Raw genomic sequence first — 22,067 nt, forward strand, 5'->3', positions numbered from 1 at the left:
GCCAGCCGCTGGGAGGGCCAGACCATGATGAGTAGTGCAGGGCAGAGCACGGAGACCGAGCAGCAGCCTGTGTTGGATCGGCAAGAGCACACGCCGGTCCGCCCTCCGCGCCTCGGAGTCCTGCAGCGTCAGCTCGGGGGGTACGGCCCGGCGACGGTCAAGCCCAACTCGATCACGCGCTGGGCCATCGACGGCGGGTCCGTGCTCAAGATCTACCGTTGTGTCTCGCCGCACGAGAGGCGGCGCCGGGAGGTCGAGGCTCTGACTCTCGCCGCAGACTGGGGGTTCTCTGTGCCCCGCGTCCTGGCGACTGGTGAACAGAAGACCCATGCCTGGACCGTGCTGTCGACCGTGCCCGGCAAGCCTTGTTCATTCGACACGGCCAAGGGGATTCAGCATTACCTCTGTCACGTTGTCTCGACGACCGAGCGGTTACATAGTCAAGTCGTTGGACTGCCTCCCGGAGCCGGCTGGACCCAGCAGAAGGGTGATGCGAACAGAGGCAACAGTCGCTTCCTTCTCGACCAGATGTCTCTCGCCTGCCGACGACTGCCATGGTGGGGGTCGCTGGAGGCTTCTCTGGAACCTTGCGACGACCTGCCAACGGTTTACCTTCACGGTGACCTCAAACCGGACCATCTTCTATTCGACGGCAGCCGTCTTCACGTTCTCGACTGGGAGGCCAGCGGGCGAGGGCCAGCTTCCAGCGATCACGCTGACGCGATCTTTCACCTCATACGAGACCTGATCTACTCGTCGGTTCCAGTCCACCGAATTCCCGTCGGGCTCATCAGCCAACTTCCCGTCCCTGGCGCGGTGTTGGCCTGGCGTCTGGCCCTATGGCTCGACCGACGGAGAGCCGGAGACATCCTGCTCCTGCCATCGCATGACCTTTATCAGCTCGTCGCGGAGGACGATCCCGCGGCAGCCTGCGCGGAACTCGCTCGAACGATCGCCCACCTGCGCGCGGCTGGTGTCCCGCGCTGAGAACGGCGCTGTCTCGGCCTAACGAGGCCCGTGAGACCGCACGTCCCTTTCCAACCCTTCGAATCGGAGTAGGCCATGCAACGAACCACCGCGACCTTCGGCAACAGCCACGTAGTGATCGAGGCTGGGGTGAACCCTCCTGACGCGACGACCATCGTCGAACGCAAGGGCCTCGGCCACCCGGATACGCTCGCCGACCACCTCGCGGAGAGACTGTCCCGCGCGTACAGCCGGTACACGGTGGAGCACTTCGGCGCCGTGCTGCACCACAACTTCGACAAGCTGGCGCTCCTCGGCGGTGCGAGTGAAGTCCGGTACGGTGGTGGCCGGATGACCTCTCCCGTGCGTGTGCTGGTCAACGGGCGAGCAGCTCCGATGTGCGGTGGAGAGACAATCCCCGTCACCGAGATCGTCGAGGCAGAGGTAAGGGCGTTCTTCGCCGAGCGCCTGCCGGAGGTGGCTGACCACCTCGACATCGCCTACAACATCACGAGCAACTCAAGCCCCGGTGCGGTGCTCACCGGAGACGCCGTTCCGGATCGGACTCGCTGGTTCAACCCCCGGTCGATCGACGACCTCCGCGAGCGTCGGGTGCGCCTCTCGAACGACACGTCGCTCGGCACGGGGTGGGCCCCCGAGAGCCCATTCGAAACCTTCGTTCGCGACCTGGTGGATCACTTTTCGGGACAGAGTGACTTCACGCGGGCCCACCAGTGGTGCGGATCGGACGTGAAGCTCATGGGGTACTGGGACGGCCAACACGCGGACATCGTGCTGTGCGTGCCCCAGAAGTCCCGCCATGTCGCGAGTCGGGCCGAATACGTCCAGAACGCGGAGGCTGTCCTCGCGGAGTGCCACCGCCTCGCCGACAGCAGGCTGCCCGGCGCGGACGCGGACTTCCGCCTCAACGCCCGCGACATGCCCGAGAAGGACGAGCTCTACCTGACGTACACCGGCAGCTCGATCGAGTCCGGGGATGAGGGCGTCGTCGGCCGAGGAAACCGTGTCAACGGCCTCATCACGCCTCTGCGGCCGATGAACCTGGAGGGAGCCAGCGGTAAGAACCCCGTCTACCACGTTGGCAAGCTCTACAACATCGCCGCCCTCCGGCTCGCCAGCCGGCTCAACGAGGCCACGGGAGAGCACGCGGAGGTGCACCTGGTGAGCACCACCGGGCAGAGGCTCGATCAGCCCTGGCGCGTCCTGGTCCGTCTCGCCGCGGGTGAGGTCGAGATTGACAAGGTGCAGGCGCTCATCACCGAGGCCCTGGAGGAGTTCCCGGCCCTCACCGACGAGCTCGTTCACGATGGGGTCGTGCTGAGCTGATGACGACGCGGACGCTCGGCGAGGTGCCCGCGGGATGTCGACGGCGGCTACTCGCTCACTATGGACCGAAGGCTCAGGAATGGCTCGATGCCGTTCCGTGCGTGCTGAGGCAGGTAGCGGAACGCTGGCAGCTCTCCCTCGGCGGGTACCACGACGCTGGACACGCCTCGGTGATCGTGACGGCCACGGCTCTCGACGGGCGTCCGCTGATCGTCAAGGCTTGGGTGGACCCGGCCCGCTACCGCCACGAGATTCGAGCGTTGCGGTTGTGGGCCGGCGGGCCGACGGCGGACGTCGTTGAGGTCGACGACGACATGGCGGTGGCCGTTCTGGAAATGGTGGGCGGCCGTCCGGGAGGTTCCAGTTGGCGCCAGCGGGAGACACAGGTCGTGGCCGCCGCACTGCAAGGGCTGCACACTCTCGGACGGGCCAGACCCCTCACTGGTCACCTCCCCCTCCTCAGTGACTACCTGCGTTTCGAGGTGTTCCCGAGGATCGAGAAACGGGCGCGAAGCATCGATCTCGGTTCCTGGCAGCCGCTCGCCGACCACGAGCTCCGAGCGATTCACAGACTCGTGGAGGGCACAGGTCAGCCCACCGTGCTGCACGGGGATATGTATCGCGAGAACGTGGCGTTCGACAGCACCGGGCATCCGCGGCTGATCGACCCGGTGCCCATGGTCGGAGATGCGGTGTTCGATTGGGCCTTCTGGACCGTCTACTACGACCTCGGTCGTGAGACGAACATACGGCTCGCGACGGCGTCCAGAGTGTCCCGCATCCCGGTGCCGATGATCGCCCCATGGTGCAGGTTGCTGTCCTTGGATGGCCTCCTCTACTACGTGGACATCGATGATCCGCGAGCGCCCCAGATGCTGGAGGTTCTCTCCTTCTTATCCGCCCGAGGCTCGGGGAGCGACGGATGAGGACGCACATCCTCCGTCACGGTCAGACCGAGTACAGCATGAAGTACCTCGTCAACGGGGATCCCTCTGTTCCGGTCGAGCTCAGCGAAGACGGAATCCGATCGTGTCAGCGAGCCTGGGCCGTGCTACCGCTTCACAGCACGAAAACATGGATCGCCAGCGGATTCTCGCGAGCCCAGCAGACCGCGGTCCTGCTCACTGGTGTCCCCGCCGCCGAGCTGGTTGTCGAGGCCAGGCTGAACGAACTGGACTACGGCGACTTCGAAGGCGGTCCTTGGCTCACATACGGTGATTGGCTTGATCACCACGGTGCATGGAGGCGTCCGCCAGGCGCTGCAGAATCCCAGCGGGAAGGGATCCGCAGAATGCTCCTCGGGCTGCGGGATTGCCTAGCTGTCCCTGGGCCTCGCCTCGTGGTGTGCCACGGCCTGCTGCTGTCCGTGCTGCTCTGGCAGCGCGACCGGTCCGGGGGCGAGGCGATGCCTCTGCACTTTCCTGAGGCCCCGTGCGTCCAGCCGCTCGACGTCGCGGACGACTCGCTCACCGTCTGGATCGAGGATCTCCTATCTGATCTTGCTATGGAGTCTCGCAGAGACCTCGGGGAAGGGGGTGGCGCGGCTATATAAGCGGGGCAGCGCCATCTCGGCAGTTGCTACCGTCGGAGCAGTAGCTCACTTCCCGGAGGAGAAGGACCCCTCATGCATGATGCCCGCGCCCTGATCGACATGGGTGCCGAAGCGGTTCGTCGGCTCGCTCGTCGCGGCTACACCCTGGACCTGTCCGAGCTGGAGTCCCTCCACTCTCGGCGCAACCAGAACATCCGCTCGGCCGACGAGCTGCGGGCAGAGTCCAAGCGGGTGGCGAGCGAGGTCCAGCAGACGGCCAAGCAGGGCGGCGACATCACCAAGCTCAAGGAGCGCGCCCGCGAGATCAAGGAGCAAATCCGGGAGATCGAGGCCGACCAAGAGCAAATCGAGGCGCAGCTCCGTGACCTGCTTCTGAGCATCCCGAACCTGCCGGACGACTCGGCCCCCGATGGCGACTCCGAGGAGTTCGCGGTCGAGATCCGGCGCGTCGGCACGCCCCCCGCGTTCGCGTTCGAACCGAAGGACCACGTTGATCTGGGCGAGGCCACCGGCATCCTCGACTTCGGCCGGGCCACGAAGCTGTCCGGGCCGCGCTTCGCGGTCTCTCGTGGCGCTGGTGCCGCTCTGGAGCGTGCCCTGGCTACGCTCTTCCTCGACCTCCACACGCGTCGGCATGGCTACGTCGAATACGCGGTGCCCTATCTCGTCACTCGCAAGACCATGACCGGTACCGGCCAGCTCCCGAAGTTCGAGGAGGACCTGTTCAAGACCGGTGTCGCCGATCGCGAACTGTTCCTCATCCCGACGGCCGAGGTTCCGCTGACCAACCTCTACGCCGATGAGATCATCCCCCCGGCAGAGCTGCCGCTCGCATTCACCGCGCACACCCCGTGCTTCCGGTCGGAGGCGGGCTCGTATGGCCGCGATACCCGTGGACTGATCCGCCAGCACCAGTTCGCCAAGGTCGAGATCGTTCGCATCGTCGACCCGGCGGACGCCGACGTCGAGCTGGAGAAGATGATCGGCCATGCCGAGGCGTGCCTGAAGGAACTCGGCCTCGCCTACCGCGTCATCAAGCTGGCCGCCGGCGACACGGGCTTTTCTGCCCAGCTCACCTACGACATCGAGGTCTGGATCCCGAGCCAGAACACGTACCGCGAGATCTCCTCGGTCTCGAACTTCGGCACCTTCCAGGCCCGCCGGGCGAACATCCGGACCCGCGGTGAGGACGGCAAGCCCAAGCTCGTCGCTACCCTCAACGGCTCCGGCCTGCCTATCGGCCGCACCCTGGCCGCTCTCCTTGAGCAGTGCCAGCAGCAGGACGGCTCCATCCTCCTGCCTGAATCCCTCGTCCCATACCTCGGCTTCCGCCGGATCTCGGCGGACGGAACACCGGAGGCATAGTGCTCGTCGGCGTCTGCGACTTTCCTGGTAGCTACGCTTTTCCCCCTGCCGGATACGGCGGGATCGAACGATGGCTGTGGGCGGTCGCAGTAGGCGCCCGTGCCGCAGGCGCCGACGTACACCTCCTTGGTCCGGGCTGGCTCCCGGACCTCGATTCCGAATGGGTCCGTAAGCCGGTCCGTCTCGAAGACGTCACCGCCGGATCCCTGGCCGAGCGCGACCTCCGAGACACCGGCTACGACCTCCTCGTGGTCGGCCACGAATACCCCTCGCTGGCTACGTGGACTCGCACCTGGGACGAGCTGGACTGCGACGTGGCCACGTTCCAGCACTCTCCCGTCTTCCAGCACACCGCCACGGCGTTCGACGGCAAGCGGTCACGGCTGTACTGCTACTCGTCCGAGATGATCGAGCGGTACGCCGGCCACCAACCGATCCCTGAACTCGCCGTTCACTTGGGGCTCCATGAGGACGAACCGCCAGCCGTTCGGGGTCGGGACCTCGTGTGGCTTGGACGAATAGATGAGGAGAAGGCTCCGCACCTCGCCGTGAGGGCGGCGGAGATTCTCGGCCGCCGCATCCGCATCGTTGGACCGGTCTTCGACGAGGAATACGTACGTCGGCACAAGCTCTTCGCTGCGGATCACGTCGAGTGGGTGGGTGAACTCGGCGGCCCCGCCAAGTCCGCCGCCATCCGCGACGCGTCGGTGTTCGTCTATACGTACGCGCGGAACTACGTGGAGGCGGGGGCGGCAGTGTTCGGCGAGGCCCTGCGAGCTGGCACGCCCATCGCCGCACTGACTTGGCGCGAAGGAACTTGTGCCGAGGCAGCCTTGTGTGGAGAGACCGGTGTGATAGCGGTCGTCAGTCCCGAAGAGGACGACGAGACAGCAGCATGGCGACTGGCCGAGGCTCTCGAGCAGACTGAGCCGTGCGATCACCGTCGGGTGCAGGCGATCGGACTACAGCGATTCGATCCCGCGCGGCACTTCGAGGCCATGGCTGCTCGGCCATGCTGAGCAGGGAACTTGGCCCACGGATTCCAGGCCTCCTTCGCCAAGCGTTAGGCTCTCATTGGGAGTTCCACCAGGATGGGGACACACTGGAGGTCAAGCATCCCCATCGTGACTCCCCGTACCGCCCGCCTCGCGGTCCACTGTCCTGGGAGCAACTACTAGGCACTCTCGAATACGCCTTCGCCACTCAAGGCTTTCTCCGGGACGCATGCCTCCCCCTCCGATGGGGACGCGAGACCGAACTGACCATCTCTGCCGTCCAAGCACTTGACCCGCTCCTCAAGGAGGGTCGTCCTTCAACCTATAGACGCGGCTTCATTCCTCAACCGGTGGTTCGATTCACGGGGCAACGCTCTGCGTCCGGAGAGCTGTGCGACGGATTTCTCACGTCATTCGTCAACGTCTCGTGCGTCCAGCCCATAGAAAGCATTGACGAGTATGGACAAGTCCTTGACGCCTGGCTGTCTGTGCTCTCTCAACTTGGCTTCCACGCCCGCCACATAAGCGTATACGGTCGCCTAGAGGTGTGGAGGCGAAGCCAAGTCGAGGGAATAACCCTGCGGTTCCGGCACTTGGACCTGACCTTGGGTGACATCGTCCTCCTCTGGAATGCCAAGGACCCTCGGTGCATGGCCGTAGATCTAGGAACAGGGCTTGAGCGGTTGGCCTGGGCCCGAACTCGTCGAAGGTGGAATGAGCTTGTCTTTGGACCCCTCGTTGCGGCAGCACCTCCCTCAACCCTCGACGCTCTGCGTACGGCGACACTCCTCCTTGGGAACGGCATCATGCCCGCCCCGAGGGGCGCAGGAGGGATAACCCGCCGCGTCCTGGCGACGCTCAAACCAGAGGCGGTTCGCCTGGGAGTGAGCGTCGCAGTTCGATCATCCCACCGGTACTGGACGACCATTGCAGGGCTTACCGTGCCGTGGCCCGCAGTTGCCGCTCGCATCGAGCACGAGGTCGCGAGTCGCCACGACACAGGAAGTAGTCCTTTCGGACTGTGACCAGATGGTCCGCCCACGATGTCCGACAGCGGCGTTAGCGTCGGCTGAATGGATCACGACAGCGACGGAAACCTGCACAGCGTGTGCATAACCGCTCGCGGCGCGAAGGCCGCGATCGAGATCGACGGACAACGGGTGGACCCTGGTGCCCTGAGCGGCTACACCGTCACCCACCGAGAGGGGGAACAACCGCAGGTTGTCCTGTACTCGGGGGACTATGCCGAGTCGACCTTCGAGGGTCTTGCCCGAGTCTCCGTGGCGGACCTGCCTGACCCGGGCCCGGCTGCCGCGGTGTTCCTGTCGGCGATCGATGCCGAGGAGCTGGAGCGGTCCGCTCTGGCCCGGCCCGACCTGGGCACCGGCCCGCACTCCCTGACTCAGGCGATGCTCACCCAGCTCGTGGAGTGGGCGCGTGGCCTTTGACGTGGAGGGTGCGCGTCGAGTTGTCGGCCGCATCCTGGACGACAAGCTCGAAGTGTGGCGGGACGGCGCCGGCCGCGCGGACGATGTGCTGGACGAAGCCACCGGCCAGCTCGTGTCCCCGACGCCGGACGAGTCCTTGGTCTGGGACGGGCTCGGCGCCGTGATGCCGCTGGGCCGTCCCGCGATCACCCGGCCGTTGAGCGGTGCCGTCGCCGTCGAGCCGCCCACGACGGACTATCAGGTCGTGCTCCCCGTTGACGCTCCGGAGCTCCGGCCGGACGACGTGGTGCGCGTGGCCGGATCGGTGAGGCAGGGCGGGCCGCGTGATCCTCAGCTGATCGGCCGCCGCTTCCGCGTGTCGGACGAGACCGTGGGCACCTACAGCGTGGTGCGCATCGTCAGGGTGCAGGTGATCGACTGATGGCACCGGCGAATCCGCACCCCAACGCCCACCCGGACGCGACCGCGTTCCGCGATCCGATCGCGCTGGCTGCCGCCCTGGCCGGGATGGGTCCGGCCACCCGTGCCCGCACGCGGACGATCACGCGGCACCACGCCATGCTGCTGCGGGTCCGCATCCAGCGGAATGCGAGCGGCAGGCCCGGCCCGAACGTGATCACCGGGCAGTACCGAGCCTCCTGGGACGTGCGGGTGCGCACCGGCGGCGGCGAGGTCACCGCCGAGGTGTTCTCCGACGCCCCACAGGCGCGACGGCTGGAGTACGGCTTCGTCGGCGTGGACAGCCTCGGACGGCACTACCGGCAGCCGCCGTTCCCGCACGTCGAGCCCGCGTTCCGGCAGACCGAACCGGCCTTCATCCAGGCCCTGGCGGACGGGGTGCTGCCGTGACCGCTCGCCTTCCGGTGACCCGCGCACTCGCCGTCCTCCTGGAGCACGCCACGGGCCGACCGTGCGGGATCGGTGAACTCCCGCGTGTTCAGGGGCAGTCCGGCTGGGAACCTGCGCCTGTTCCGTACACGATCCTCGACTCGCTGCCTGCCGAGTTCGCAGGCCCGCCCCTGTGGGACTGGCACGCGGATGCCGCCTGGGCCTACCAGGTCACCTCGGTCGGGGAACGGGTCGATCAGGTCGAGTGGCTGGCCGACCGCGTACGCGCTGGCCTCGTCGGCCGGAGAGACGGCCACTGGGTCCACGACCTGCACGTTCCCGAAGCCCGCGTCATCGACCGGGAGTTGACCTACGACGCCGGAGGAGAGCCCTCGGTGTCGGCGGCAGGCGCTATCGTGTCCTACGTGCAGCGGGTCACGATCACCGTGACCCCGGCATGAAGGAACGTCTCTTCTGATCCTCACCGCGGAGGCCCGCGCGGACGCTAGGCCCCAGGCCAGGCGAACCCCCTTTGAACCTCAAGGGGCAGGGCCTCGGCACGGGACGCTGCCCCAGAAGTGGGAGCGGACCTGTGTCCACGAGCACGAAGAAGACCCAGACCCGATTTCTGCGGCGCGGCATCTCCAAGATCCTCTGGTCGCCGGACCTCAACGACCCGAAGTACCCCAGCCGCCGAGAGATCACCAACGCCTTCGGCCTGACCGACGCCGTCTCGGACATCGAGGGCTGGGCGTTGGAGAACGACCCCATCGAGACCCCCGACATGGGCTCGACCTTCAACTCCTCGATCCCGGGCAACGACAAGGCCGAGAACTCCAGCCTGACCTTCTACGAGGACCGGTTCTCCGACGCGATCGAGCAGCAGCTCCCCAAGGGCGCGAAGGGCTACGTCATCCTTCTGCGCAAGGGCGACCTGCCCGGCTCCCGCTCGGTGGACGTCTTCCCGGTCCAGGTCGCCACCCGCGCCGCGACGTACTCGACCGGCAACGAAGCGGCCAAGTTCAAGGTGGACTTCACGATCACCGACGAGCCGTCCCTCGACCGCCCGGTGCCGCAGAAGCAGCACCGCCCGCTGCCGGACAAGGACTGCGAGACCGACCACGAGCACGGTCACCACGACCACGACGGTGACCACGTCGACGTGACCGTGGTCAGCACCACCAAGACCAAGACCAAGACCGAGGCGACGGTCCGCGAGCACGACGCTGACGAGGGCTGATCGTGTCGCGCCCCGCACAGGCCAAGCGCCCGTCCCCCTCCGCCACATCGGGGGAGGGGGCGTGGTCGGCCAAGATGGAACGGCTCCGCCGCCGGGCCCGCCCACAGAACCGGCTCCGCATCTGCGACGACACCGAGCTGCGCCAGCGGTACGAGGAGGCTGAGCAGGCCGCCCGCCGTGCCCGGTTCGTCGCCGAGGCCAACCCGGGTGACGAGCTGGCCACGCGCCAGGCCACCGACGCAGACGCGGCGCGGGACCAGGCTCTCCAGGCACTCGACGCCGCCTCGGAGTTCCTGACCTTCCGCGCACTGCCACGCCCGGTGCTGGAGGAGCTGATCAGCGAGCACCCGCCCACCGAACAGCAGGCGGAGGAGGGGGCGATCTTCAACGCCGACACCTTCCCCGCCGCGCTGGTGGCGGCGGCCTCCGTGGACGGCATGAGCCGCGAGGAGGCCGAGGAGCTGCTGAACGACTGGTCGGCGCCGGATGCCAATGCGCTGTGGGACGCCGCCTGGCAGATCCAGCAGGAGAGCCGGGTCGAGCTGGGAAAAGGCTGAGCCGTGACGCCGGCCTGCGCGCCGAACTGGAGCTGTGCGCCCGCTACGGGATCCCGCACTCGCAGTTCCTCGGCGGTGACGGCCGCTGGACCGACCTCGACCGGGCAAAGGCGTTGGCCTGGGCGGAGTGGCAGCGGTCGGTCTGCCCGGAGTGCCACACCCGGCTGGAGGAGTGGGACCGCGAACGCGGCGGCGACCCCCACGCCTACGTCACCGACACCCTGCGCTGCCCCGGCTGCGAGCTGATCGAGCAGGAACGCGATCACGTCCCCCAGGACCGGTCCGGCTACGGCGTGAAGATCCAGCTCCTCCCGCGCGACCAGTACGAGCCGCGCCCCTGATCCACCCCCGCACCATGTAAGGAGGCCGCCGCGGTGGCCGGGTTCACCCTCACGGTCGCGATGCGCGCCGAGGTCCGCGACCTGATCGCGGGAACCCGTGCTGCCTCCGCACAGATGCGGACGTTGGGGGACCGGACCGACGCGGCGAACCGGTCCCTGGCCCGGCTGGACGCCAACGGGGCGCGGCTCGCTGCTCAGTTCGCCGCGCTGAATCGTTCCTCCCGCGCGGCCGTCGGCGAGCTGAACCGGGTCGCCGCCCGCGCCGGGGCGGCTCGTGCGGCGCTGCGCGCGGCCGGGGACGACGGGGCCCGCTCCATGTCCCGCCTCCAGCGCGCCATGGCGGGCGCGGGCAGAGGGGGCATCTCCATGACCAACATGCTCGCGGGCGGCAGCCTGCTGCTCGGCGCGGGCGAGATGGTCGAGGAGGGCAACCGCTACCAGCGGCAGATGAACCTCTTCCGCGCGGTGACCAGCGCCACGGCCGCGCAGATGAAGCGCGCCGCTGTCGTCGCGCAGGAACTCGGCAACGACCTGAGCCTGCCGGGCTCGACCGCGGCGGACGCGGCCGAGGGCATGGTCGAGCTGAGCAAGGCCGGTTTCCGCGCCGATCAGTCGATCGACGCCGTACGCGCCTCGCTCCAGCTCGCGGCGGCGGCCGACGTCAACGCCGCCACGTCGGCCCGGTATTTGGGCGACATCATGGACCAGTACGGCCTCGGTGCTGATCAGGCGGCCAAGGCGTCGGACACCCTGGCCGCCACGGCGAACTCGGCGTCCGGCTCGATCACCGACATCTACTACTCGATGCGGTACGCCGGACCCGTCGCCAATGCCCTCGGCGTCTCCCTGGAGGACACCGCGGCCGCGGTCGGCATGCTCGGCAAGGCCGGCATCTTGGGGCAGACGGCGGGCACGAGCCTTCGCGGGATCTTCGCGAACCTCGCCGCGCCCACCCCGAAGATGCGCACCGCGCTCAAGGAGCTGGGCATCGACGCCTGGGACGCCCAGGGGCAGTTCCGCGGGCTGCGCGTCGTGATCGACGGTCTGGCGAAGGCCGAACACGACCTGTCTCAGAAGGACTTCGCGTCTGGCGTCACCAGGGCGTTCGGGAAACCGGCGCTCAGCGGTGCGGTGGCGTTGGCGCACCAGGGAACCGAGTCCTTCGACGACCTGTCGATGGCCGTACGGCAGACCGGCGCCGCCGCCTCCATCACCGCCTCACGCGGGCAGGGCCTGGCCGGCGCGATGGTGCAGCTGCGCACCCAGGCCCGTCAGACCGGGCTCGCGCTGTACGAGGGTATGGCCCCCGGACTGGAGTGGGTCACGCGGCTGCTGACCCGCGGACTGTCCGGTGCGACCCCGTACCTGACCACCGCGCTGGAGTACGGCCGCAACCTCGCCATCCTGTACGGCCCGGACCTGAAGGCCAAGACCCAGGAAGGGCTTGGCGGCCTGGTCGATGAGGCGAAACGGTTCGTCGGTCCGCTCAAGGAGCTGGGCGAGGACGCTCTGGCCACCGGCCTGAACCTGCTGATCAACGCCGCCCAGACCCTGGGGGAGGTCCTGGACAACGCGGCCGACGGCGCGGAGCCCATCGTGTCCGCCGTGGCCGACCTCGGGGAGCAGGGCGGTGCGGCGGCCGGCACGCTCGACATCATCGCCACCGTCGCCAACGCGGCGATGGACGCGGTCTCGGGACTGTCCCTGGTCCTCGTGCCGGTCGGGCACATCGTGGGCGGTCTCGTCAGCGCGTTCGGCGCTCTGCCCGGCCCGATCCAGTCGGCTGCCCTGGCCATGCTGCTGTTCCGCCGTGTCCAGCCGTCCCTGACCAGCGTCGCCAACACGGTCACCGGCCCGATCCGCAGCGGGTTCCAGGGCTTCGCCCAGCAGATGCGGGTCCAGCAGGCGCTCGCGGCCTCCGCCGGAGTGTCGCTGTCGCGGTACGGCGCGGCCTGGGCCACGGTACAGGCGCGCGTCGGTTTCCTCGGCAGCATGACGTCCGCGTTCCGCAGCGCGAACGGCGCCGGGGTGACGTTCATGGGCACGCTGAACGGCATCGGCCGTGCGGCCGGTTCCGGGCTGCGCTCCGCTCTGGGCGGTGTCAGCAACGCGCTCGGCGGTCCGTTCGGGATCGCCATGGCCGGTGTGTCCGTCGGCCTGGGCCTGCTCGCCGCTCGCCAGCAGAAGGCCGCGCAGGCCGCGGCCGAACACCAGCAGCGCATCTCCTCGCTGACCTCGGCCCTGCGCGAGTCCGGCGGTCAGATCGACAGCAACGTGCGCCAGCAGGCCGCCCAGATCCTGCTGGACACCAAGACCAGCCAGGGGCAGCTGAGCAAGGTCATGGAGGACGCCGGCGTGCCGCTCGCCTCCCTGACGGACGCCTACCTCGGGCAGGGCACCTCGCTGGAGGCGCTGCAGAAGCAGCTCCAGGCGACCGCCGACAAGCACAAGGTGTGGGAGGACGTGGCGGGCGGAAAGGCGAGCAAGCAGGTCTACTCGGATGTCGGCCAGCAGTACAAGGACGCCGCCGATGCCCTCGGCAGCGTCAAGGGCGAGATGGCCGAGTCGGTCAGGAACGCCAAGGAACTGGCCAAGGCGGCGAAGGGCACCGGGGACGGCACCTCCGCCTACGACCGGCTCAAGGCCGCCGTCGGCGGGCTGGCGGACGAGACGGCCGATGCCGACACCCGCACCCGCTCCCTCAAGAGCGCCCTCGATCTGCTGTCGGGCGGCCAGATCTCTCTTCAGGCTGCGAAGGCGAAGGTCAACTCCGCCGTCCTCGACCTTCAGGAGGGCAGCAAGGGCGTCAACCGGGAGCAGGGCTACGGCGGCAGGCAGCTGGTCAACCAGGACAAGACCCTCAACACCACGACCCGAAACGGGCAGCAGCTCTACACCCAGCTCACCGCCCTGTCCGACGCGGCGGCCGATGCATCGGTGGCGACGTACGACCTGGCCGTGCGCAACGGGGAGTCCCTGCCCGCGGCACTGGCGAAGGCCCGCGGGGAGATGAGCCGGGCGCGAGCCGAGGCGATCAAGGCGGCCCGCAGCTACGGGCTGACCAAGGCCCAGGCCGAGGGCGTCGCCGACAGCCTCGGCCTGCTGCCGTCGAAGGTGTCGCTGCTGCTCCAGACCAAGGGCATGGACAGCACGCTCGCGAACCTGATCGCGGTGCAGGCCGAGTTCCACCGGCTGCCGAAGCAGAAGACGATCAAGGTCGACTCGCTGAGCGACGGCGCGCAGAAGAAGCTGCGCAGCCTCGGCTTCACGGTCAAGACGGTGCCGGGCACGCGGCAGATCAAGATCACCGCTCCGACGGCGGGCGCCCGCAAGAACCTGGACGTGCTGATCGACAAGCTCGGGCAGACCCCGAACGCGAAGAACGTGAAGGTGTCGGCGCCGACCGCCGCGGCGATCAAGAGCCTTGAGGCGGTGCAGGCGAAGATCCGGGCGACGCCGGGCGCGAAGAGCGTTCGGGTCAGCGCGCCGACGGCCGAGGCCCGAAAGCAGCTGGAGTCGCTGGGCTTCCGCATCGAGAAGATCCCCGGTTCCAAGGACGTGAAGGTCACGGTTCCCACCGGGGGCGCGAAGAAGGCGGCCGACACGATCCAGGGCCGTATCAACGCGCTGCGCGGCAAGGAGGTGACCGTCACCACGCGCCACGTATCGATCTTCAGTCAGCTCCAGGAGTCGAACGCCTCCATCGCCGACGCCATCCAGAAGCAGGCTGAAACCCAGGAGCGGCTGGCCAAGAAGCAGGCCGACGGCGGTGTCGTCGACTACTTCGCCGACGGCGGGATCACCGGTCCCCGTCGGCGCGAGCATCACGTCGCGCAGATCGCCCCGGCAGGGAGCTGGCGCATCTGGGGGGAGCCCGAGACCGGCGGGGAGGCATACGTGCCTATGGCCGCCTCGAAGCGCGACCGGAGCAAGGCGATCGTGGAGACCGTGGTCGACCGGTTCGGTGGACAGGTCGAGTGGTACGCCAACGGCGGCGTACGAGGCCGGAGCAGCCGCGACTACAACCCGATGCTCGCCAGCAGCTTCAAGCAGGCCCGCAGCGTCGCGGCCATGGCGGGCGTTGTGCGCTCCTTCGATCTCCGCACCGGCAGCGACCGCGCCCGCACCCGTGTGGTGGACGCCCGTGCCGGCGGCCGGGTCCAAGTCGTCGTCGTGCGTGAACAGCAGCCGCTGATCGGCTCCATGCCGGTCACTGTCACCGACAGCTCCGCAACCCCCGAGCAGATCGGCAACGAGATGATGCGCACCCTGCGCAACGCGCAGCGGGGCGGGAGAGTGTGATGACCACAGCACCGAACAAGCACAGCCGCCCCGAACTGGCCCCGTGGCAGTACGAGATCGGCGGCGTCGTCCTCGGCACCGGCAGCTACGTCCCCATCGGCGACATCGAAGGGCTCGGATCACCCGGCACACGGCCGCAGGACGCCGACAACTCCAACAGCGACGGCACCGCGCCCGGCCGGGACTTCTACGGCCCGCGCCCCCTTCGCTTCGAGGCGGGCATCAAGACGCCCGGAGACCCCGTGAAGGCCGCCGAAATCCTCGCCCGCCTGGAGCGGGCCCTGGACACCCCCGACGCCCGTACCAATCCGGACGGCCGTCACATCCTGCGGGGGCGGTGGCCCGGACACACAACACGCCGCATGTACGGGCGACTTCGGCGTATGGAGGCCACCAGCACGGCCAACGCTGTGCACGGCTGGATACCCCTGGACATCGAATTCGTCGGCCTGGACAACCCCCGCTGGTACGACGACGCGCTGTCGAAGCTGACACTCAGCTTGGACCAGGCCGCCCGACCCCGGAACGGGGACCACACCGTGGACGAGGTGATGGGCCGCCCTGCCGCGTGCCGCCGCCCGGCCGACCCGAACCACCACCCGGCCGACGACCGCCCCGGCTGGATCACCAACCATGGCGACGTGCCGACCTACCCGAGCCTGCGCGTGCACGGCCCCGTCACCGACCCACGGATCTGGAACACCGTCACCCGCCGCGTCCTCGAACTCGACCTGTCGCTGCTCGACGGCGAATGGGTGGAGATCGAGACCCGGCCCGGCACCTGCTGGGCCCTGCGCAACGGCACCGTCAACGTCGCCAACGACCTCAGCCCCGCATCCCGTCTCGACCTGTTCACCCTCCCGCCCGGACGGTCCGAGATCGCCTGGAGCGCGACCGACCCGTCCGGCACCGCGCGCCTCGAGGTGGCGTGGCGGTCGGCGTACACCACCCTGTGAACGGAGAGCACTCGTGACGCTGCAACCCCCCATGATGGTGCGCGGGGCCGACCACTCCGCCCGCGCGATGCGCCTGATGATCCGCGATCTCGCCCGCGGCCGGCAGGGCGTCGCGGAGAGCGAGGACCTGAAGGTCCGCCCACTGGAGACCCCCGGCCCCGGCGTCCGCGTCGGTGACGGCTCCGCCCTCATCCACGGCGCCCGCCCGTGGCAGGGGGCCTACACCCAGAGCAACATCGGCGACGCGCGGGTCGACGTCGAGCCGACCGGCCCCTTTGCCCGCACCGACCTGATCGTCCTGCGGATCGAGGACCCCGAGTGGGAGGGCGAACGCGACCCCCGCACACAGGAGATCGGCTACTTCCACGTCGTCAAAGGCGTGGCCCGCGACGCCACCACCGTGCCCGAGGGCATGACCGGGATCGCCCTGGCCCGCATCACCCTGCCGCGCAACACCGCGGCGATCACCGCCGACATGATCACCGACCTGCGGCAGCTCGCGAACCCGCGCACCGAGCGCACCCTGCGCACCGTGCACCCGACCACGACGGAGGAGGTGCCCGGCAAGCACGGCAAGTGGGCGGCCTGGCCCAAGGAAGCCGCCTGGGATCTCGACGTCCCGGCCTGGGCGACGACGGCCACCATCGTCGTCACCCTCTCCGGCCTGCGCGCCGAGGCGGGCTCCGTGTACGCCGAGCTGCGCACCCGGCTCGGAGAGCGCGCCGCGAAGCCGACCGTCGTGGACGACGACGGCACCACCACCCGCCGCTCCTCCGTGACCCTGGCCGACACGCTCGCCGTACCGCCCGCCTACCGGGGCACCCGCCAGCACCTGGCCGTCGAGATCAACCAGAACGACAAGTACGGCGATGGCGACTTGACCGTGGCCAAGGGCACGACCGTCACGCTCGACGTCGCGTTCACGGAAGGGCCTGCGTGACGATGGCCGACTACCGCTACATCGTGGCCCGGGCCTCGACCGGTGACGTTTTCCACTGGAACCTGCCACTGAGCGAGGTCGAGTACGGCCCGGAGATATCCGGGCCCGGCTCGCTGAAAGCGACCCTGCCGACGGCGTTCCGCCGCTCCCTCGGCGACGCGCTCGACGCCGGCGACACGGTGCTCCTCGTCGAGCGCAACGCCCGCCTCGACTGGGGCGGGCTGCTCTGGCGCGCCGAACCAGAGGGCAGCACCCTGCCCGTCGAAGCCTCCGGGTTCACCAGCTACCTCCACCGCCGCTTCGACCTGCACGGCAACCTCGACGGCCGCGGCCCATATATCGAAGCCGACCCGTGCGACGTGATCCGCGACGTGTGGGCCTACGCCCAGGCACAGCCGGACGGCGACCTCGGCGTGGTCGTGGACGACACGAAGTCCAAGGCGAAGACCGGCACCGCGAAGGACCCGTACACCACCTCCAAGACCGACCCGCGCAACCTCGGCGAGATCGTGGACGAGATGGCCGAGATCGATGACGGCCTGGAGTGGTCGGAGACCGTGGCCTGGCGCGGGCGCCGCGCTGAGCGCCGCATCATCCTCGGTGCGCCGCGCCTTGGCCGACGTCGCGAGGACCTGACGTTCACCACCGGCGCCAACGTGGTCGGTACCCCGCACGTCATCAAGGACGCCGACTCCTACGCCCAGTGGGTCATCGGGCTCGGCGCGGGCGAGGGCAAGAAGCGCAAGGTCGTCGTGGACGGCGTACGCAACGGCCGTCTACGTCTGGAACATCGGCTGGAGACGAGCGAGAAGGACGAAGCGAAGCTGAGGCAGCGGGCCCGCCGTGAACGGCTGGCCCGCCAGGTCCTGCCCTCGCTGACCGAGCTGGAGATCGTCGACCACCCGGCGGCCCCGATCCACGCGCTGCGCATCGGCGACGACGTACGGATCCGCCTGTTCGAGCCGCACACCGAGTTCGACGCCTGGTGTCGGATCGTCGGCTGGACGGTACGGCCCGGCGAGGGCGAGACGGCTGAGCGCGTGACGCTGAAGCTGGAGCGCACCAACAAGCCCGAGGACGAGACGGGCGAAGGAGAGGAGCAGTAGGTGCCGGACACGATCGCCGACCTCGGCCGCCGACTGGCCAAGCTGGAGAAGCGGGTCGTCACCCTGGAACGCGCCCGCCGCGCGCCGTACCCGGAGTGGCGCGACCTGCCGCTGACCGGCGACACCACCGTTCCGGACGAGGAGCAGCCGCCGCATTTCCGGGCCAACCCCTGGGACACGACCGAGTTCTGCGGCCGTATCGGTCTGGCGGCCGGCCGGGCTGTCGACGAGGAGCTGGTCGCGCTGCTGCCCGAGGGGTACTGGCCGGAAGCGCCGCGCACGGTCGATGTCGCCTCCGACGCGGCACGCCGCAGTCTCCGGCTCGACATCGATCCCAAGGGCCTGGTGCGGCTGCGCGTCCAGGGCGGCGGCACCGTTCGCGCGTCCTGGATCAGCCTGGACAGTGCGTCGTTCCGGACCGACCGCGCGGACACCTGACCGGCTGCGCGCGTCGGCGACCAGCCCGTGCGCCGCCGGTAGCATGAGGCTCTGGGTGACCCTCCACCCGCTTCGACTCCCGAGGGACCGGACCGCCGCGGCGGCCACGGCCGACTGCCATCCGGCGCAGGGGAGAAGGACGAAGCGCGTGGCTACACCGCTGAGTGCGGACAGGTTCCTGTCCGTGCTGAAGGGCGCCGGGCTCGGCGTGGTCGAGCACGGCAAATGGCGCACCCACAACCGGAACACCCACGGAAACTGGGGCCCCGCGAACGGGGTCATGATCCACCACACCGGGCCGTACACGTCCGAGAAGGACATGGTGGAGCTGTGCCGAACGGGCTACCAAGATCTTCCTGGACCGCTCTGCCACGGGGTGATCGACCGGTCCGGGACGATCCACCTGGTCGGCTACGGGCGTTCCAATCACGCCGGCATGGGTGACACAGACGTCCTGCTCGCGGTCATCGCGGAGAAGACGAGCCTCCCGCGCAACAACGAAGCGGATACCGACGGCAACCGGCATTTCTACGGCTTCGAGTGCATCAACACCGGGAGCCAGCCGTGGCCGGCGGCCCAGCTCGACGCGATGGCGCGTGCGGCGGCGGCCATCTGCCGTGCGCACGGATGGAACGAGCACTCCGTCATCGGCCACAAGGAGTGGCGGCCAGGGAAGCCGGACCCGGGCGGCATCGACATGGACGACTTCCGCGCCCGGGTCGCCCGGCACCTCAAGGACGGCGGCAAGCCGAAGCCCCGCCCCGAGCCGAAGCCCAAGCCGGACCCGAAGCCGGACCCGAAGCCGAGGCCGGACCCGAAGCCCAAGCCCAAGCCGACACCGAAGTACGCGGCGTACCCGGGCAAGCAGTTCTTCCGCGAGGGGCGCTCCTCCCCGGTGATCGCTGCGATGGCGAAGCGACTGATCGCCGAGGGCTGCGACTCCTACGACACGCCGCCCGGCCCGGTGTGGAACGACGCGCACCGCCGCTCCTACGCGGCCTACCAGATCAAGCGCGGTCACCACGGTGCCGACGCCGATGGCATTCCCGGCCCGCAGACCTGGGCGGACCTCCGTGTCCCGCATCAGGCCGGGGCCGCCGACCCGAACCCCACCACCCCGAACCAGGAGCACGACCCGATGCCGCAGGCCCTTGCCGATGTTGCCGAGCGCACGATCGCTACCTACCTCCAGTCGCTGCTGGGCCTGATGGCGGCCTCCAGCACGACGGACATGGTGTCCCTGTCGGCGTGGCAGGCCGCCGCGGTCTCCGCGATACCGGCCGCGCTCAGCGCGCTGAAGTCCACTGTCGGCACGGTCCTGGGCAGGCCCGGAACGGCTTCGTGGCTCCCGCTCAAGCGCGACCCGGCCACGCCGAAGCACTGACCGCCGGGGCCGTGAGAGTAGAGGAGGAAGGCCGTGCCCGAAGGACAGGTCGCGCTCGCTCTGGCGGAGCTGCGTCAGGCGCTGGAGGTCGGATTCGCGCGCATCGACGGACAGTTGGCGCTGCTCGTCCAGCGCAGCGATCAAACGGACAAGGCCCTGGAGGACCTGGAGGAACGGGTGAGCGCACTGGAGAAGACCAGGTGGCCGCTGCCGACCGTTGCCGTACTGGCCAGCATCACCGCGGTGGTGCTCACCGTCTTCAGCCTGGCCCGCGGCTGAGATGAACGCCCCTGCCGTCAAGCGGTGTTGTCCGACAGCGCGCATAGCGTGAGGGCGCACTTGTTCCTGCGGCCTGGGGGTCATGATGGATACGACAAGCCTGCTCGTCACCGACCTGGAGGTGGACACCGCGCTCGCGAACCCGGCGGTCCCGGCCGCCATCCGCGCGGTGTGGCAGCTGCTTTGGGAGTCGGAGGTCCGGCTGGACGAGGTCCTGGCGTTCGACGTGTCGGACGTGGAGCTGGGTGACCGCCTGGTCGTCATCCGGCACGCGAAGGAGGCCGGCGTCTACGAGGCCGGGATCACCGTGTCGGCGGCCAACGCGCTGCGCGATCTGATCGGGGCACGCGCGGACGGACCGCTGTTCACGCTGGGAGGACGGCGGCTGACCAAGGCCGAGGTGGCGACCGCGTTCCGTGAGGTGACTGGTGGGCGCACCATTCACGCCCTGCGGTTCACGCGGCAGAGGAAGGAGCGGGGCTCGACCCGGCTCAGCTCCACCACCGGCCAGCCCGAGGGCAAGACCGCGTAGGCCGCGCGCGGCAACGCACACGGCCCCCGCCGAAGCGGGGGCCGATCGGTCCTCTTGGAGAAAGACCGCCGCCACCATAGCAGCGGCCGGCGCCGACGCCGGCGTGCGCGTACGGCTACGCTGCCCACTGCACCAGGGCAGAGACCGGAGGACGGGGATGAGTCGGGGCAAGCCGTACCTGGTCGGGCACCAGGAGTTCGCCGCGCTGTACCGCGTCGATGCGAAGCAGGTCGCGCAGTGGCTGGCGCCAAGCCGCCGCGTGCTGGATCCGGAGACAGCGATCATCGTCAGCGGCGTGCGGTACTGGCCGCTCGGCTTCGCCGCCGGGTGGGGAGCGACGACAGCGCGGTTCCGCCAGGTCGATCTCGACGTCAAGGCGCAGATCATCGCGGAACAGGGTGAGGGCTGGGAGCCGCACCTGGGGGACGAGCTGCCGCCGATCGTCGGCCAGCAGGAGATCATCGAGCTGTTCCACCTGCCCGCACAGGGCAACTTGGCGACGACCATCGCCACAGGACGGTTCCCGGAGCACGACTGGCTGCTGTCCGGGTCGAGGCTCTGGATGCTGGAGACCGTCCTCGCCGCCGTCCCGACGCTGCGCGAGAGCGCGCGGAGCCTGCCCTGGGAGGTGGATGAGGCAGTCGTCGCCGCCCTGCGCGACGGCACCTATGACGGGCCGGGCAGCCTCGTACTGACCCGAGGCCGTCACGCCCGTAAGAGCCTCTGACCTGCGCAAGCACTGTACGTAGCCCCGAAATGCGAATAAGATATAAGCAATCCCCTTTTGGGGGTCGCCCATTCGCCAAGGAGGCAACAGTGAAGTTCATCGCCACGCAGGACGGCGGGGAGGTCGCCATCATGGACGCCCGCGAAGCCCTGGTCGTGGAGGGCGCCCTTTCTCTCTACGCCCTCAAGCACCCCGACTCCAACGTCGCCATCCGCGCCCTGCGGGCGACCTCGGCGGCCAACGAGGCTCGCCTGGCCCGCATGGAGGAGGCGACCGGGCGGACCTCGGGCTGAGACCGTGAAGTCGCGCCTGTAGCCGGTGGGGTTGATCATCTGACTGCTGACCCTCAAGATAGGTGACATTCTTGAAAGAAGTCACACCAGGGGGTGGGTATGGCAGCCGTCCAGGACGAGATACCGGGCCTGGTCATCCACACCGTGAGGCAGCCGGATGACCAGCCGACGTCGATCCAGGCCCAGTTCGAGACGTTCCACCAGCTCAACCCCTGGGTGCTGCGTGCCCTGGAGGCCCTGACCGCCGACTACCTGCAGCGCGGCGCGAGCCGTGTCGGCATCGGGATGCTCTTCGAGGTCCTGCGATGGCGCTACGTCACGGCGACCGAGGGCGACGAGTTCCGCCTCAACAACAACTTCCGCAGCCGGTACGTCCGGCTGCTCATCGAGCGCCACCCCGAGTGGGTGAGCGCGTTCGAGGTCCGCGCCTTGCGGACCGACTGAACCAGTTCTCTTGGAGACGAACGACCT

Annotated in this window: 23 protein-coding genes and 1 pseudogene; all 24 read left to right on the plus strand. The window is 68.9% G+C overall.

The genetic code is table 11. From position 1 onward, the window contains the following. The first annotated feature begins 201 nt into the window (after positions 1-201). Positions 202-987, plus strand: coding sequence for an aminoglycoside phosphotransferase family protein (locus ACGF8A_RS03825; RefSeq protein ID WP_393103897.1), 786 nt, complete (start codon positions 202-204; stop codon positions 985-987). Positions 988-1,062: 75 nt separating this feature from the next. Next, on the plus strand, positions 1,063-2,313 hold the full coding sequence (locus tag ACGF8A_RS03830) for a methionine adenosyltransferase (RefSeq protein WP_393103899.1): 1,251 nt from the start codon (positions 1,063-1,065) through the stop codon (positions 2,311-2,313). A 101-nt stretch (positions 2,314-2,414) separates the two neighbouring features. Continuing rightward, positions 2,415-3,239: an aminoglycoside phosphotransferase family protein gene (locus tag ACGF8A_RS03835; protein ID WP_393103901.1), complete on the plus strand. Its 825-nt coding sequence runs from the start codon at positions 2,415-2,417 to the stop codon at positions 3,237-3,239. After that, the gene (locus ACGF8A_RS03840; protein ID WP_393103903.1) at positions 3,236-3,865 is read left to right on the plus strand and encodes a histidine phosphatase family protein; all 630 of its coding nucleotides are present in this window, start codon (positions 3,236-3,238) and stop codon (positions 3,863-3,865) included. Before ACGF8A_RS03835 ends, ACGF8A_RS03840 begins: the two co-directional genes overlap by 4 nt. Before the next feature lie 72 nt (positions 3,866-3,937). Then, the gene (gene serS, locus ACGF8A_RS03845; protein WP_393103905.1) at positions 3,938-5,230 is read left to right on the plus strand and encodes a serine--tRNA ligase; all 1,293 of its coding nucleotides are present in this window, start codon (positions 3,938-3,940) and stop codon (positions 5,228-5,230) included. After that, positions 5,230-6,249: a glycosyltransferase gene (locus tag ACGF8A_RS03850; RefSeq protein ID WP_393103907.1), complete on the plus strand. Its 1,020-nt coding sequence runs from the start codon at positions 5,230-5,232 to the stop codon at positions 6,247-6,249. Before serS ends, ACGF8A_RS03850 begins: the two co-directional genes overlap by 1 nt. Positions 6,250-7,298: 1,049 nt before the next feature. Beyond that, positions 7,299-7,673 carry a hypothetical protein gene (locus ACGF8A_RS03855; RefSeq protein WP_393103909.1) on the plus strand — a complete coding sequence of 125 codons (375 nt, stop codon included), beginning with the start codon at positions 7,299-7,301 and terminating at the stop codon, positions 7,671-7,673. Beyond that, positions 7,663-8,094 carry a DUF6093 family protein gene (locus tag ACGF8A_RS03860; protein ID WP_393103911.1) on the plus strand — a complete coding sequence of 144 codons (432 nt, stop codon included), beginning with the start codon at positions 7,663-7,665 and terminating at the stop codon, positions 8,092-8,094. Before ACGF8A_RS03855 ends, ACGF8A_RS03860 begins: the two co-directional genes overlap by 11 nt. After that, positions 8,094-8,522 carry an HK97 gp10 family phage protein gene (locus ACGF8A_RS03865; protein ID WP_393103913.1) on the plus strand — a complete coding sequence of 143 codons (429 nt, stop codon included), beginning with the start codon at positions 8,094-8,096 and terminating at the stop codon, positions 8,520-8,522. The genes ACGF8A_RS03860 and ACGF8A_RS03865 overlap by 1 nt, the downstream gene beginning before the upstream one ends. Then, positions 8,519-8,962: a hypothetical protein gene (locus tag ACGF8A_RS03870; RefSeq protein ID WP_393103915.1), complete on the plus strand. Its 444-nt coding sequence runs from the start codon at positions 8,519-8,521 to the stop codon at positions 8,960-8,962. Before ACGF8A_RS03865 ends, ACGF8A_RS03870 begins: the two co-directional genes overlap by 4 nt. Positions 8,963-9,093: 131 nt before the next feature. Then, positions 9,094-9,741: a hypothetical protein gene (locus ACGF8A_RS03875; protein ID WP_393103917.1), complete on the plus strand. Its 648-nt coding sequence runs from the start codon at positions 9,094-9,096 to the stop codon at positions 9,739-9,741. 74 nt (positions 9,742-9,815) lie between these two features. Then, positions 9,816-10,298 carry a hypothetical protein gene (locus ACGF8A_RS03880; RefSeq protein WP_393103919.1) on the plus strand — a complete coding sequence of 161 codons (483 nt, stop codon included), beginning with the start codon at positions 9,816-9,818 and terminating at the stop codon, positions 10,296-10,298. Then, positions 10,241-10,639, plus strand: a complete 399-nt coding sequence (locus ACGF8A_RS03885; RefSeq protein WP_393103921.1) for a hypothetical protein — start codon at positions 10,241-10,243, stop codon at positions 10,637-10,639. The genes ACGF8A_RS03880 and ACGF8A_RS03885 overlap by 58 nt, the downstream gene beginning before the upstream one ends. Positions 10,640-10,672: 33 nt before the next feature. Beyond that, complete coding sequence (locus ACGF8A_RS03890) at positions 10,673-14,941, plus strand: phage tail tape measure protein (RefSeq protein ID WP_393103923.1); 4,269 nt, start codon at positions 10,673-10,675, stop codon at positions 14,939-14,941. After that, the gene (locus ACGF8A_RS03895; protein WP_393103925.1) at positions 14,941-15,897 is read left to right on the plus strand and encodes a phage distal tail protein; all 957 of its coding nucleotides are present in this window, start codon (positions 14,941-14,943) and stop codon (positions 15,895-15,897) included. The genes ACGF8A_RS03890 and ACGF8A_RS03895 overlap by 1 nt, the downstream gene beginning before the upstream one ends. A gap of 13 nt (positions 15,898-15,910) precedes the next feature. Then, entirely contained in the window at positions 15,911-16,837 is a 927-nt protein-coding gene (locus ACGF8A_RS03900) for a hypothetical protein (RefSeq protein ID WP_393103927.1), read from the plus strand. Further along, on the plus strand, positions 16,834-17,943 hold the full coding sequence (locus tag ACGF8A_RS03905) for a hypothetical protein (RefSeq protein WP_393103929.1): 1,110 nt from the start codon (positions 16,834-16,836) through the stop codon (positions 17,941-17,943). The genes ACGF8A_RS03900 and ACGF8A_RS03905 overlap by 4 nt, the downstream gene beginning before the upstream one ends. Next, the gene (locus ACGF8A_RS03910; RefSeq protein ID WP_393103931.1) at positions 17,944-18,381 is read left to right on the plus strand and encodes a hypothetical protein; all 438 of its coding nucleotides are present in this window, start codon (positions 17,944-17,946) and stop codon (positions 18,379-18,381) included. Positions 18,382-18,529: 148 nt separating this feature from the next. Further along, positions 18,530-19,468 (plus strand): annotated as a pseudogene (locus ACGF8A_RS03915) (peptidoglycan-binding protein); the annotation flags it as partial. 330 nt (positions 19,469-19,798) lie between these two features. Beyond that, entirely contained in the window at positions 19,799-20,044 is a 246-nt protein-coding gene (locus ACGF8A_RS03920) for a hypothetical protein (protein WP_019753491.1), read from the plus strand. An 82-nt stretch (positions 20,045-20,126) separates the two neighbouring features. Further along, positions 20,127-20,576, plus strand: a complete 450-nt coding sequence (locus tag ACGF8A_RS03925; protein WP_393103933.1) for a hypothetical protein — start codon at positions 20,127-20,129, stop codon at positions 20,574-20,576. 157 nt (positions 20,577-20,733) lie between these two features. Beyond that, on the plus strand, positions 20,734-21,303 hold the full coding sequence (locus ACGF8A_RS03930; protein WP_393103934.1) for a hypothetical protein: 570 nt from the start codon (positions 20,734-20,736) through the stop codon (positions 21,301-21,303). Positions 21,304-21,392: 89 nt separating this feature from the next. Further along, positions 21,393-21,596, plus strand: a complete 204-nt coding sequence (locus ACGF8A_RS03935) for a hypothetical protein (RefSeq protein WP_393103936.1) — start codon at positions 21,393-21,395, stop codon at positions 21,594-21,596. A 99-nt stretch (positions 21,597-21,695) separates the two neighbouring features. After that, the gene (locus tag ACGF8A_RS03940) at positions 21,696-22,040 is read left to right on the plus strand and encodes a hypothetical protein (RefSeq protein ID WP_393103939.1); all 345 of its coding nucleotides are present in this window, start codon (positions 21,696-21,698) and stop codon (positions 22,038-22,040) included. Positions 22,041-22,067: the final 27 nt, after the last annotated feature.

Source organism: Streptomyces sp. NPDC047706, assembly GCF_043204795.1.
GTDB lineage: Bacteria > Actinomycetota > Actinomycetes > Streptomycetales > Streptomycetaceae > Streptomyces.